Annotated in this window: 11 protein-coding genes; 5 read left to right on the forward strand and 6 right to left on the reverse strand. The window is 70.8% G+C overall.

Annotated elements, in window-relative coordinates; translation table 11 throughout:
* Window positions 1-56: 56 nt before the first annotated feature.
* The 3 genes from ureG to ACWC09_RS05105 all read left to right on the forward strand — a co-directional run bounded on the left by ureG (window position 57) and on the right by ACWC09_RS05105 (window position 3,218).
* Window positions 57-734 carry an urease accessory protein UreG gene (gene ureG, locus ACWC09_RS05095; protein WP_450848605.1) on the forward strand — a complete coding sequence of 226 codons (678 nt, stop codon included), beginning with the start codon at window positions 57-59 and terminating at the stop codon, window positions 732-734.
* Window positions 722-1,489 (forward strand): urease accessory protein UreD, encoded by a 768-nt coding sequence (locus ACWC09_RS05100; protein WP_450848730.1) that lies wholly within the window; start codon window positions 722-724, stop codon window positions 1,487-1,489. The genes ureG and ACWC09_RS05100 overlap by 13 nt, the downstream gene beginning before the upstream one ends.
* 130 nt (window positions 1,490-1,619) lie before the next feature.
* A complete protein-coding gene (locus tag ACWC09_RS05105; protein WP_450848606.1) occupies window positions 1,620-3,218 on the forward strand; it encodes an alpha/beta hydrolase in 1,599 nt (532 codons plus the stop codon).
* Window positions 3,219-3,286: 68 nt separating this feature from the next.
* Here the strand turns inward: ACWC09_RS05105 and ACWC09_RS05110 are convergent, their stop codons facing one another.
* The gene (locus ACWC09_RS05110) at window positions 3,287-4,018 is read right to left on the reverse strand and encodes a lysophospholipid acyltransferase family protein (RefSeq protein WP_450848608.1); all 732 of its coding nucleotides are present in this window, start codon (window positions 4,016-4,018) and stop codon (window positions 3,287-3,289) included.
* A gap of 281 nt (window positions 4,019-4,299) precedes the next feature.
* On the opposite strand from ACWC09_RS05110, the gene ACWC09_RS05115 reads away from it, so the two are divergent.
* Window positions 4,300-5,022 (forward strand): class I SAM-dependent DNA methyltransferase, encoded by a 723-nt coding sequence (locus tag ACWC09_RS05115; protein ID WP_450848610.1) that lies wholly within the window; start codon window positions 4,300-4,302, stop codon window positions 5,020-5,022.
* Window positions 5,023-5,466: 444 nt separating this feature from the next.
* Here the strand turns inward: ACWC09_RS05115 and ACWC09_RS05120 are convergent, their stop codons facing one another.
* The 5 genes from ACWC09_RS05120 to ACWC09_RS05140 form a co-directional block, all read right to left on the reverse strand.
* Complete coding sequence (locus tag ACWC09_RS05120) at window positions 5,467-6,696, reverse strand: PP2C family protein-serine/threonine phosphatase (RefSeq protein ID WP_450848612.1); 1,230 nt, start codon at window positions 6,694-6,696, stop codon at window positions 5,467-5,469.
* Window positions 6,697-6,768: 72 nt separating this feature from the next.
* A complete protein-coding gene (locus tag ACWC09_RS05125) occupies window positions 6,769-9,219 on the reverse strand; it encodes a SpoIIE family protein phosphatase (RefSeq protein WP_450848614.1) in 2,451 nt (816 codons plus the stop codon).
* A 131-nt stretch (window positions 9,220-9,350) separates the two neighbouring features.
* Window positions 9,351-10,577 carry an ornithine--oxo-acid transaminase gene (gene rocD / locus ACWC09_RS05130; protein ID WP_450848616.1) on the reverse strand — a complete coding sequence of 409 codons (1,227 nt, stop codon included), beginning with the start codon at window positions 10,575-10,577 and terminating at the stop codon, window positions 9,351-9,353.
* Complete coding sequence (ddaH, locus tag ACWC09_RS05135) at window positions 10,574-11,398, reverse strand: dimethylargininase (RefSeq protein ID WP_450848618.1); 825 nt, start codon at window positions 11,396-11,398, stop codon at window positions 10,574-10,576. Before ddaH ends, rocD begins: the two co-directional genes overlap by 4 nt.
* A gap of 156 nt (window positions 11,399-11,554) precedes the next feature.
* Complete coding sequence (locus ACWC09_RS05140; protein ID WP_450848619.1) at window positions 11,555-12,040, reverse strand: Lrp/AsnC family transcriptional regulator; 486 nt, start codon at window positions 12,038-12,040, stop codon at window positions 11,555-11,557.
* Between the two features lie 78 nt (window positions 12,041-12,118).
* Between ACWC09_RS05140 and ACWC09_RS05145 the strand changes: the two genes are divergently transcribed.
* On the forward strand, window positions 12,119-12,868 hold the full coding sequence (locus ACWC09_RS05145) for a LytR/AlgR family response regulator transcription factor (RefSeq protein WP_450848621.1): 750 nt from the start codon (window positions 12,119-12,121) through the stop codon (window positions 12,866-12,868).

Below are 12,868 nucleotides of genomic sequence, written 5' to 3' on the forward strand. Positions count from 1 at the left end.
CGAGAGTGCCTGGACCGCGCTGAAAAGTACCGTGGATACACCGTAGGAGCCGCCCCATGCACCTCGACCACTCCCACGACGGCCCCTCCGCCGTCAGTGCCGATGCGCACCGTCCCGATGGAGCCCGTCGTGCCCTGCGGATCGGGCTCGGTGGTCCCGTCGGGTCCGGGAAGACCGCCACCGTCGCCGCCCTCTGCCGGGCCCTGCGGGACGAGCTGTCGCTTGCCGTCGTCACCAACGACATCTACACCCGCGAGGACGCCGACTTCCTGTTGCGGGAGGCCGTGTTGCCGCCCGAGCGGATCACTGCCGTGGAGACGGGGGCCTGTCCGCACACCGCGATCCGGGACGACATCTCCGCCAATCTGGAGGCGGTGGAGGATCTGGAGGACGAGGTCGGGCCGTTGGATCTGATCCTCGTGGAGTCCGGTGGGGACAATCTCACCGCCACCTTTTCCAAGGGTCTTGTCGATGCTCAGATCTTCGTGATCGACGTCGCGGGGGGTGACGACATCCCGAGGAAGGGCGGGCCCGGTGTGACCACCGCCGATCTGCTCGTCGTCAACAAGACCGATCTCGCGCCGTACGTGGGGTCCGACCTGGAGCGGATGGCGGCCGACGCGAAGGAACAGCGAGCCGAACTGCCCGTTGTTTTCCAGTCGTTGAGGGGCGAGGCGGGGGTCGCGGACGTCGCCGCCTGGGTGCGGGGGCAGCTCGCGGCCTGGGCGGTGTGACCGTGAGCGGGGTGCGGGCCACCGCTCGGATCGTTGCTCGGGCTGATGGGAGGGGCGGTACCTCCCTGCCTGTTCTGGAAGGGGAGGGACCGCTTGCCCTGCGCCGGACCCGGGGGAGTGGCAGCGAGGCTCGGGTCATGCTCGTCGGGGCGATGAGCGGGCCGTTGGGCGGGGACCACTTCGGCGTCGAGGCGGAGGTGGAGGACGGGGCTCGGCTGCGGGTCGGGTCGGCCGCCGCCACCATCGCGTTGCCGGGGCAGGCGAAGGGAGAGGCTCGGTACGACGTGCGGCTGCGGGTGGCCGACGGGGGTGAACTCCAGTGGCTGCCCGAGCAGTTGATCTCCGCCGGTGGGAGCGATCTGCGGGTCGCCACTCGGGTCGATGTCGGTGCGGGGGCTCGGGTCGTGTTGCGGGAGGAGCAGGTGCTCGGGCGGGTCGGGGAGCAACCCGGGCGGTTGAGCAGTCGTCTTGCCGTGCGGATCGAGGGGCGGGTCGTGCTCGATCAGGAGCTCGGGTGCGGGCCCGGTGCGCCCGGCGGCTGGGACGGCCCCGCCGTGCTGGGTGGGAATCGGGCCGTGGGCCAACTCGTCGTCGTCCGGCCGGAGTTCCGGGTGGAGCCGGTGGCGGCCCGGGTGCTGGGGGAGGGGGCCGTACTCGTCCCGTTGGCCGGACCTGCGGTGCTCGTGAGCGCCGTGGCGGATGATGCGCTGCGGCTGCGGCGGGTGTTGGACAAGGCCTTGGCCGGGCTCGGGTGACATTCCGCTGAGCGGGACACGGTAGTCCGTTTATCGGAATGGTAAAGAAGGTCAACCGGACCTGTTCACAGGGTGCTCACAACCGCAAGGATCCCTCTGACAATCGAAGAGTTGGAGGGGGAGGTCCCACTTGAGGGGCATCAGAGCGAACAGGCGAACGACGGCGCTCGGCTCGGCCGGACTGCTCATCACGGCGACGCTGATAGCCGGCGCCGCCGCGGCGCCCATCGCCAGTGCGAGCCCGCGGCACGGGCAGGACCGTGAGGCCCGGGGCGAAGCCATCGCCGCCGCGCGGGCCGCGAAGGCCGGCATCGACTGGCAGGACTGTCCCACCGACTGGGGCTTCGCCAAGCCCATCCAGTGCGGCTGGGTCAGCGTCCCGCTCGACTACGCCAAGCCCAACGGCAAGCAGCTCAAGCTCGCCGTCGACCGCATCGGCAACACGGGGACGAAGGAAGAGCGTCAGGGGGCGCTGGTCTACAACCCGGGCGGGCCCGGCGGCTCCGGCATGCGCTTCCCGACCCGCGTCACCAACAAGAACCCGATCTGGGCCAACGTGGCCAAGGCCTACGACTTCGTGGGCTTCGACCCGCGCGGCGTCGGCCACTCCGCGCCCATCTCCTGCATCGACCCACAGGAGTTCGTCAAGGCGCCCAAGGCCGACCCGGTCCCGGACAGCGAGGCCGACAAGCTCGCCCAGCGCAAGCTGGCCCGTGAGTACGCCGAGGGCTGCGCCGAGCGCAGCGGCAAGGCGATGCTCCAGCAGATGACCACGCCCAACACCGTGCGCGACCTGGACGTCATCCGTGCCGCGCTCGGCGAGAAGAAGCTCAACTACCTGGGCGTCTCCTACGGCACCTACATCGGCGCCGTCTACGGCACGATGTTCCCCGGCCATCTGCGCCGCATGATCGTGGACAGCGTCGTCAACCCCTCGCGGGAGAAGATCTGGTACCAGGCCAACCTGGACCAGGACGTCGCCTTCGAGGGCCGCTGGAAGGACTGGGAGGACTGGGTCGCCGCCAACGACGCCGCCTTCCACCTCGGCACCACCCGCGACGCCGTCCAGGCGAAGTGGCTGGAGCTGCGCGCCACCGCGAAGAAGAACCCCATCGGCGGGGTCGTCGGCCCGGCCGAGCTGATCTCCTTCTTCCAGAGCGCCCCGTACTACGACTCCTCGTGGGTGCCGGTCGCCACGGTCTTCGCCAAGTACGTCGCCGGCGACACCCAGGCCCTGGTCGACGCCGCCGCCCCGGACCTGTCCGACACCGCGGGCAACATCTCCTCGGAGAACGGCAACGCCGTCTACACGGCCGTCGAGTGCACCGACTCCAAGTGGCCCACCAGCTGGAAGAAGTGGGACAAGGACAACACCGAGCTCAACAAGAACTACCCGTTCATGACCTGGGCCAACGCCTGGATGAACCTGCCGTGCGCCACCTGGCCGGTCAAGCAGCAGACGCCCGTGGACGTCAAGACCCACAAGGGCCTGCCGCAGGTCATGATCGTGCAGTCCACCCGTGACGCCGCCACCCCGTACGACGGCGCCGTCGAACTGCACCACCGCTTCAAGGGCTCCCGCCTGATCACCGAGAAGGACGCGGGATCCCACGGCGTGACCGGTCTGGTCAACCCGTGCATCAACCAGCGGGTCGACACCTACCTGCTCACCGGCAAGCTGGACACCGCGGACGTGACCTGCACTCCGCACGCAACGCCCAAGCCGTAAAAGGCGGTTGTACGAAGTGAGGGGCGGCCGGAACACTCCGGCCGCCCCTTGCCCGTGCTCGGACCGCCCTATCCCAGCGGCATCCGGGGGAACTTGCGCTCCTTCTCGGCGATCCCGGCCGCCTCGGCCTGCTGCGCCTTGACGACGGCCGCGTACTCGTCGACGTACTCCTGCTCGGAGAGCTTCAGGATGGCGTACATGATCTCGTCGGTGATGGCCCGCAGGATCGCCTTCTCGTTCTCCATGCCGGCATAGCGGGAGAAGTCGAGGGGCTTGCCGAAGCGGATGACGACGGGGTGGAGGTTCGGGATGACCTTGCCGGGCGGCTGCGCCTCGAAGGTGCCGATCATCGCGCAGGGGATGACCGGGACCTGGGCCTTGAGTGCCATGACGGCGACGCCGACCTTGCCCTTGTAGAGGCGGCCGTCGTGCGAGCGGGTGCCCTCGGGGTAGATGCCGAGCAGCTCGTTCTTGCGCAGCACGCCGAGGCCCTCACGAATGGCGGCCTGGCCCGCCTCCTTGCCGGTGCGGTCGACCGGGATCTGTCCGGCGCTGCGGAAGAAGGTCGCGGTGAGCCGGCCCCTGATGCCGGGACCGGTGAAGTACTCCTTCTTCGCCAGGAACGTGATGCGGCGCTTGAGGATCGCCGGCATCAGGAAGTGGTCCGAGAAGGAGAGATGGTTGCCGGCGACGATGGCCGGGCCCTCGGCCGGTACGTGTTCGAGGCCTTCGATCCGAGGCCTGAAGACCAGTCTCAGCAGAGGTCCCAGCAACACGTATTTGAGCAGGTAGTAGAACAAAAGGGTCGCTCCTCACTCCGGCGGGTCGCCTGGGCCGCCGCGTTCCAGCAGGTCAACCGGCGTGTTGTGGGGCTGCCAGTGTATGTCCAGGCGCAGTTCGCCGGAACACGGCGGACGCCGCGTGGCGTGCGGGGGGACAACTGCGGGACCAGCCTCCTGTTACTGATCGGTACAGATCAAGCTGAACGCCCAGTTCGGCGCGATCGTCCCCGTGGGCAACCGCGATCGCCCCTGTGAAAAACCGCGCGCGCAGACCGGCCCGGCGGCGATACGGTCCCCGAATGCTCGATGAAGACGGCTACTTCGGAGAAGACGTCGCGGCCCGGTACGACGACTCGTCGGCCGACATGTTCCGCCCCGAGGCGGTGAGCCCGGCGGTGGACCTGCTGGCGGAACTGGCCGGCGACGGCCGAGCGCTGGAGTTCGGCATCGGCACCGGCCGGATCGCCCTCCCGCTGGCCCGCCGCGGCATCCCGGTGCACGGCATCGATCTGTCCCGCGCGATGGTGGCCCGGCTGCGCGCCAAGCCGGGCGGCGAGGGTGTCGGCGTGACGATCGGCGACTTCGCGACGGCCGAGGTGGAGGGGGAGTTCTCCGTCGCCTACCTGGTCTTCAACACGATCATGAACCTGACCACGCAGGACACCCAGGTGGAGTGCTTCCGCAATGTCGCACGCCACCTGCGGCCGGGCGGCTGTTTCGTCGTCGAGGTGATGGTGCCCGAACTGCGCAAACTGCCGCACGGGCAGAATGCCGTGCCGTTCACCATCAGTTCCACCAAATGGGCCTTCGACGCGTACGACGTCGCCACCCAGGCGATGAGCTCGAACTACGTCACCATCCGCGACGGACACGCCGAGCACTGGTCCATCCCGTTCCGCTACGTGTGGCCGGCCGAGCTGGACCTGATGGCGAGGCTGGCCGGAATGCGGCTGCGCGACCGGTGGGAGGACTGGACGCGGAAGCCCTTCACGGCGGAGAGCCCCCGGCATGTCTCGGTGTGAGAGAAGGCGGCGGACTGACCCGCCCTGCACGGGCAGGTGGTGCAGGACGTCGTTCTCCGCGATCATGCGGTCCTGGAGGGCCGTGACGACGGTCCTGTCCCGGCCCATCCGCAGATAACGTCCGCGGCGCCCGCCCCCAGGTCCGGGCGCGCCCGACGGCCCGGCCGCCGTACGCCGTCACGCCGGTCGGCGGTACGCCAGTTGAGGCGCAGCATGCCCAACTCGGCGGGATCGCAGATGAGTTGGGCGAGCGTCCTGATGGCCTGCTACCTCTCGGGCAGAAGGCGGCCATTTGACGTCCTCTCCTCTTAGCCATGCCGTTGCGTTCCGCGGCGTTGACGCCGCCCGTGTATGTGGTCATGCCGACGACGCTGCGAATCCCGCCGGCGCCGGACCATGGCCCTGTGCCCCCGCCCGCAGGTGTACGTGACGACACCCCGGCGCTCACAGCCGCACGATCACCAGCGCCGTGTCGTCCGTCGCGCCCCCCGGCGGCAGCAGCTCCAGCAGGACGGCGTCCGCCAGGCGCTCGGGGTCCAGGGCGCGGTGCCGGGCGAGGGAGTCGGCGAGGCGGGTCAGGCCGGTGTCGATGTCCTCGTGGCGGCGTTCGATCAGGCCGTCGGTGTAGAGGGCGAGGGTGGCTCCCGCCGTGTAGGCCGTAGAGGCCTGGGGTCTGGGGGCCGGGTCGGGGTGGGCGTCGAGCGGCGGGTCGGTGGCCTTGTCGAGGAACTCCACACGGCCGTCCGGGTGGACGAGGACCGGAGGGGGGTGGCCCGCGCTGCTGTAGGTGATGGTGTGGTCGTCGAAGTCGATGAAGGTGGTGACGGCGGTGGCCGACTCGGCGCCGTCGACCACGTTCGCGTACCGGCCCAGGACGTTCAGTGCCTCGGCCGGGCCCGCCGCGACACGGGAGGCGGCGCTCAGCGCACTGCGCAGCTGGCCCATCACCCCGGCGGCCGCCAGGCCGTGCCCGACCACGTCGCCCACCGCCACCCCGAGGCGGTTGCCGCCCACCAGGTCGACGAGGTCGTACCAGTCGCCGCAGACGTTCAGCGCGCCGACCGCGGGCCGGTAGCGCACGGCGGCCCCGTGGTGGCCGACCTGTCGGCGGGCGGGGAGCATCGCCTCCTGGAGGGCGAGGGCGACCTCGCGCTCGCGGGCGTGGGCCGCGCGCAGCCGTTCGTTGAGATCCTGCAGTTCACGCGCGCGTGTGTAGAGCTCGGCCTCCAGGACCCGCGCCCGGCCGCTGGTGGGCCCCCCGCGGGCCCGGATCAGCTCGGTGACCTCCTCGACCCGGTGCACCACGAGCACCACCTCGCCGTCCGGGCCGAGCACCGGCGCGTTGACCGGGCTCCAGTAACGCTCCTCCCACTGCCCGGGCCGGTCGGGGTACTCGACGTCGTATCGCTGCAGAGCCATGGTGTCGCGCTCGCCGGTCTCCAGTACCCGGCGCATCGAGTCCCCCACGTTGCGCACCCCCCGCGCGGTCGGGCTGCCCGGGTTCTCCGGGAAGACGTCGAAGATGTAGCGGCCGATCAGCTGCTCGCGCTTGCGTCCGGCGCCGCGCAGGAAGTCCTCGTTGACGTCCGCGTAGATCAGCTCGGGCGTCATCAGCGCCACCATTCCGGGCAGCGCGTGGAACACCGCCGCGTAGTCGATCGCCGGGTCGCTCATGGCACCGCCTCACCGCCAGGTTTGTACTAGTTTTGCACGTCATGTCACAGGGTGGACGGCGGATCCCGTCGGTCAGGCCGGCGGCTCGGTCAGCGACTGCTCGGCCCAGATCACCTTCCCCTCGGGCGCGAACCGGGTACCCCAGCGCTGGGTGAACTGCGAGACCAGCAGCAGTCCGCGGCCGCCCTCGTCGGTGGTGCGGGGATGGCGCAGATGGGGCGCGGTGGCGCCGCCGTCGGAGACCTCGCAGATCAGGGCACGTTCTCTGATCAGCCTGAGCCGGATGGGGCCCTCCGCGTGCCGGATGGCATTGGTGACCAGCTCACTGACCACCAGTTCCGTGGTGAACGCCAGCTCCTCGAGACCCCACTCGGTCAGCTGTCGGGTCGCCTCCTTGCGTGCGTCGGCGACCACGGCCGGGTCGGCGGGCAGGTCCCAGTCGGCGACCTGGTCGGCGCCGAGCAGGCGGGTGCGGGCCATCAGCAGGGCCACGTCGTCGTGCGGCCGGGCCGGGATCAGCGCGTCCACGACGGTCCGGCAGCGCAGGTCGAGCGAGGAGGCGGCACGCTCCAGGGCCCGGCTCAGCCGATCCCGATCCTGGTCGACGGACCAGTCCTGGTCCTCGCGGGCCAGCAGTCCGTCGGTGTGCAGCGCGAGGGTGCTGCCCTCGGCCAGGGCCAGCTCGACGGACTCGAAGGGCGGGCCGCCCGAGCCGAGCGTCGAGCCCTGCGGCAGGTCGACGAAGCTGACGGCACCGTCGGGCAGCACGACCGCTGGGGCGGGATGGCCCGCGGCGGCCATGGTGCACTGTCCGTCGACGGGGTCGTAGACGACGTACACACAGCCGGACCCGGCGACCTGCGGGGCGTCCGGATCGACGCCCTCCTCGAGGGCCGTCCGGGAGGCCAGGTCGTCGAGGTGCGCCAGAACCTCGTCGGGCGGCAGATCGAGCGCGGCGAGGGTGCGTACGGCGGTGCGGAGCCGTCCCATGGCCGCGGCGGCGTCGATGCCGTGCCCGGGCACCTCGCCGACGACCAGGGCGACACGGGCGCCGGACAGCGGAATGAGGTCGTACCAGTCGCCGCCGAGACCGGTGAGCTCGTCGGCGGGGCGGTAGCAGGCGGCCACCTCCACCGCGTCCTGCTCGGGCAGCCGACGCGGCAGCAGGCTGCGCTGGAGCACCAGGGCCGCGTCGCGCTCGCGGGTGTAGCGGCGGGCGTTGTCCACGCAGACCGCGGCCCGCGACACCAGGTCCTCGGCCAACAGCAGGTCGTCCTCGTCGAACGGCTCCTGGCGCCCGCGCCGGAAGAAGCTGGTGACGCCGAGCGTGACGCCCCGCGCGCGGATCGGCACGATCACCACGCTGTGCAGCCCCAGCTCCAGGAAGGTGGCCGTCCGGCCGCCGGGTATGTCGGTCGCCCACTCCTTGGCGAGCGGGTCCAGCCGCCCCTCGCGCCAGGACAGGCCCGTGGTGAGGGAGCGGACCGGTGGCGAACCGGCCAGATAGGCCGCCACCTCGCCGACCTCCACGACGGCCTCCGGGACACCGATGTTCACCGACTGCTGTCCGGCCCGGCGCAGCGGCACCCGGTCCGGGTCGACCGCCGGCCCGGCCGCCGGCTCCGCGCCCTGCAGCACCGAGTCCAGCAGGTCCACGCAGACGAAGTCGGCGAACCCCGGCACGGCCACGTCGGCCAGCTCCTGCGCGGTCCGCGTGATGTCCAGGGTGCGGCCGATGCACTCGCCGGCCCGGTCTAGCAGGGCGAGCCGCTGCCGCGCCCGGTGCTTCTCGGTGATGTCGACGACGGTGTAGTAGACGCCCATCGGGTGGCCGCGTTCGTCCTCCAGGCGGGTGAACGACAACATGTGCGCCGTCTCACGGTGCGGCGCGGAACGCACGTGGCCGACATGCTCGTACCCGACCACCGGCCACCCGGTCTCCAGCACGCGCCGCATCTGGGTCTCGATGCCGGCGAAGTCGATGCCCGGCTGGATCTCCCCGAGCCGCCGCCCGAGCCGCTCCGCGGCGGAGCCGCCGCCGAACCGCTCCAGGGCCGCGTTGGACCACACGCACCGCAGATCGGCGTCCACGATCGCTATGCCGACGGGCGAGCCGGTCACCATCTGCTCCAGGACCGTACGGCTCATGTCCCAGCCGCGTGCCCCGGCCGGCACGTCGGAGAGCAGGACCAGCCAGCGGGGCGCTTCGCCGGGTTCCATCGCCGGGGTGATGCGCACCATGACGCGGACCGGCCGCCCGTCCTTGTGCCGGGCGGTCAGCAGCCCGGCCCAGCCGCCGTCCCTGCGGCACCGTTCGACCAGGTCGGGCACGCGCGCGGCGTCCTCCGCGGCCAGCAGACCGGAGACCGGGGTGCCCACCACCTCGGCCGGCGCGTACGCCAGCAGCCGCTGGGCGTCTCCCGTCCAGCTCCGCACCACACCCTGCGCGTCGAGCAGCAGGGGCGCGGCATCGGCCACGTCGAACCGCTGCCGGGCAGCGTCCCGCTCCTCGTGAGTGCCCACGGCCGACCTCTCTGTCGCTGAGAGTGGTCTACCACCTCTTGACCCAGTCTTCACCCTTCGGGCACGACTGGGGTCGCGGGGACCACCGGCGCCGTACCGGACACCGATCGTCCCCACAGCCCCACCGTGGGTCAGGTGCCCTGGGTCAGCACCCTCTCCAGCGCGCCGAGCGCCCCCTCCAGCTCCTCGCCGGTGATCGTCAGCGGCGGCGCCAGCCGGATCGTCGAGCCGTGGGTGTCCTTGACGAGGACGCCCTCCTCCATGAGACGGGCGCTCACCGCGCGGCCGGTGCCGATGGCCGGATCGATGTCGACGCCCGCCCACAGACCGCGGGAGCGGAAGCCGACGACGCCCTTGCCGACCAGGTTGGTGAGCCCGCCGCGCAGCACCACGCCCAGCTCGGCGGCCCGGCGCTGGAACTCGCCGGTCTCCAGCAGTTCGATCACGGCGGTGCCGACCGCAGCGGCCAACGGGTTGCCGCCGAACGTCGACCCGTGCTCGCCCGGCCGCAGCACCCCGATCACGTCCCGGCGGCCGACCACCGCCGACACGGGGACGATGCCTCCGCCGAGCGCCTTGCCGAGGAGCAGCAGGTCGGGGACGACCGACTCGTGCTCGACGGCGAGCGTACGGCCCGTACGGCCTAGGCCCGACTGGATCTCGTCCGCTATGAACAGGCAGCCCTTGCGCCGGGTCAGCTCCCGGACGCCGGTGAGATAGCCCTCGTCCGGGATGATCACCCCGGCCTCGCCCTGGATGGGCTCGATCAGCACGGCCGCCGTCGTCTCGTCGACCGCCGCCTCCAGCGCCGCCAGGTCGTTGTACGGCACGATCCGGAAACCCGGTGTGAAGGGGCCGAAACCCTGCCGCGCCGTCTCGTCCGTGGAGAAGCTGACAATCGTCGTCGTACGACCGTGGAAGTTCTCCGCGGCGACCACGATCGTCGCCCGGTCGGCCGGGACGCCCTTCACCTCGTACGCCCACTTGCGGGCCACCTTGATGCCGGACTCCACCGCCTCCGCGCCGGTGTTCATCGGCAGCACCATGTCCAGGCCGGTCAACTCGGTCAGCCGCTCGGCGAATTCCGCCAGGCGGTCGTTGTGGAAGGCGCGGGAGGTGAGGGTCAGGCGGTCCAGCTGGTCGTGGGCCGCCTGGATGAGCGCCGGGTGGCGGTGGCCGAAGTTGAGGGCCGAGTAGCCCGCCAGCATGTCCAGGTAGCGGCGGCCCTCGACGTCCTCCACCCAGGTGCCCTCGGCGCGGGCGACGACCACGGGCAGCGGGTGGTAGTTGTGCGCCAGGACCGGTTCCTCGGCGCGGATCAGGTCGGCGGAGGTGCGTGTGGTCACGGGAGCGGTCATGAACGGATCTCCTGGGTGCAGCACTTGATGCCGCCGCCTGCCTTGCGGAACTCGGACAGGTCGACGGGCACGGGGACATAGCCACGTTCGGCGAGGGAGGCGGCGAGGGACTCGGCCTGGGGCGCGATGAACACGTTCCGGCCGTCGGACACGGAGTTGAGGCCGAAGGCCAGCGCGTCGTCGAGGGTGGCCGGCACGGCGTCCGGGTACAGGCGCGCCAGCACCTCACGGCTGCCCGGCGAGAACGCCTCCGGGTAGTACGAGATGTTGTTGCCGTCGGCGGAGTCGTCCAGCACGAACAGCGCCGTGTCCAGGTGGTAGAAGCGCGGGTCCACCAGCGTCAGGCTGATGACCGGGTGCCCGAAGAACTCCTGCACCTCGCGGTGCGCCTCACGGGTCGTACGGAACCCGGTGCCGGCCAGGACATAGCGTCCCGTCCAGACCAGGTCGCCCTCGCCCTCGCAGACCGACGCGGGGCGGTGGACGTCGAAGCCGGCCGACTTGAACCACGTGTCGTAGTGCGTGGACTCGGGGCGCCGCTCGGGCGCGTGGAAGAAGGAGCCGAAGACGCGGCCGTCCACGACGACCGCCGAGTTCGCGGCGAAGACCATGTCCGGGAGACCGGGGGCGGGCTCCAGGGTGTCGACGGTGTGGCCGTGGGTGCGGTAGGCGCCGATCAGCGCCTGCCACTGTTCCTGGGCCAGGTCCACGTCGACGCGGACATCGGGTTGCATCCAGGGATTGATCGCGTACTGCACGGCGAAATGTCTGGGTTCGCAGACGAGGTACCGCCGCCGGCGCGGCACACGGGAGTCGGACACAGAGGGGTTCCTCCGCTTCCTGCGTGATGTCGACTGAGGGTTGACACCAAGGTAGGAAGTGACGGAGAGGGGCGACAAGCAACGAGAATTGCGTGTCCGCGCAGGAATGCTGCGTCTTTGAGCGGTGTGACGCAGGACTGCTGCGTACTCGGATGTTTATTCGGGAGCGGGCTGGGTCGCGCCCGCCTCGGGGCTTTCCGGGAGCAGATGGGACAGCACCATCACACTGATCGTCTTCCGGATGAACGGCTCGACCCGGATGCGCTCCAGCACCTCCTCGAAGTGCTCGACGTCCCGCGCCCGCACGTGCAGCAACGCGTCCGCGCCGCCTGTCACGGTCATCGCCGCGGTGATCTCCGGATGGTTGCGGACCACCTCCGCGAGCCTCCGGGGCGGCGCGGCGCCCTCGCAGTACACCTCGACGTACGCCTCGGTCCGCCAGCCCAGCGCCGACGGCTCGACCGTCGCCGTGAACCCGGTGATCACGCCCGTCTCGCGCAGCCGGTCCACGCGCCGCTTCACCGCCGTCGACGACAGCCCCACGGCCGCGCCGATCTCGGCGAAGCTGGTGCGCGCGTTCGCCATCAGAGCGGTGATGATCTTCCGGTCCAGCTCGTCGAAAGGGGCGGGCCTGCTGTTCATGGGGGCACTGTATCCAGCACGAACGTCCACACCCCGGTACATGTCCACGCGTGCTGATTGCTCCTACACTCCGGGTTCATGCTGCGCGCCCTCGCCGTCGACGACGAACGCCCCTCCCTGGAGGAACTGCTGTATCTGCTGAACGCCGATCCACGGATAGGCAGCGCGGAGGGCGCAGGCGACGCGACAGTGGCGCTGCGGCGTCTCAACCGGGCGCTGGAGTCCGGCCCGGGCGGTCCCGAGGCCATCGACGTCGTCTTCCTCGACATCCAGATGCCCGGCCTCGACGGCCTCGACCTGGCCCGGCTGCTGACCGGGTTCGCCCAGCCGCCGCTGGTCGTGTTCGTCACCGCCCACGAGGACTTCGCCGTGCAGGCCTTCGACCTCAAGGCCGTCGACTACGTCCTCAAGCCGGTACGGAAGGAACGCCTCGCCGAGGCCATCCGCCGGGCCGCCGAACTCACCGAGAACACCCCGCGCATCCCCGTCCACGAGCCCGACCCCGACCACATACCCGTCGAACTCGGCGGTGTGACCCGCTTCGTCGCCGTCGACGACATCACCCATGTCGAGGCCCAGGGTGACTACGCCCGCCTGCACACCGACAAGGGCAGCCACCTCGTACGCATCCCGCTGTCCACCCTGGAGGACCGCTGGCGCTTCCGCGGCTTCGTCCGCATCCACCGCCGTCACCTGGTGGCGCTGCGCCACGTCGGCGAACTCCGCCTGGACGCGGGTACGGTGAGCGTGCTCGTCGGCGGCGAGGAGCTCCAGGTCAGCCGACGTCACGCACGCGAGCTGCGGGACCTGCTGATGAGGAGGCCCTGA

The sequence above is a fragment of the Streptomyces sp. NPDC001617 genome (assembly GCF_053596855.1).

Bases quoted from the DNA above. Each gene is read 5' to 3' on its own strand.
- rocD (WP_450848616.1), bottom strand. From the start codon at position 10,577: ATGACCGCTCCCGTGACCACACGCACCTCCGCCGACCTGATCCGCGCC.
- ureG (WP_450848605.1), top strand. From the start codon at position 57: ATGCACCTCGACCACTCCCACGACGGCCCCTCCGCCGTCAGTGCCGAT.
- ACWC09_RS05140 (WP_450848619.1), bottom strand. From the start codon at position 12,040: ATGAACAGCAGGCCCGCCCCTTTCGACGAGCTGGACCGGAAGATCATC.
- ACWC09_RS05115 (WP_450848610.1), top strand. From the start codon at position 4,300: ATGCTCGATGAAGACGGCTACTTCGGAGAAGACGTCGCGGCCCGGTAC.
- ACWC09_RS05145 (WP_450848621.1), top strand. From the start codon at position 12,119: ATGCTGCGCGCCCTCGCCGTCGACGACGAACGCCCCTCCCTGGAGGAA.
- ACWC09_RS05120 (WP_450848612.1), bottom strand. From the start codon at position 6,696: ATGAGCGACCCGGCGATCGACTACGCGGCGGTGTTCCACGCGCTGCCC.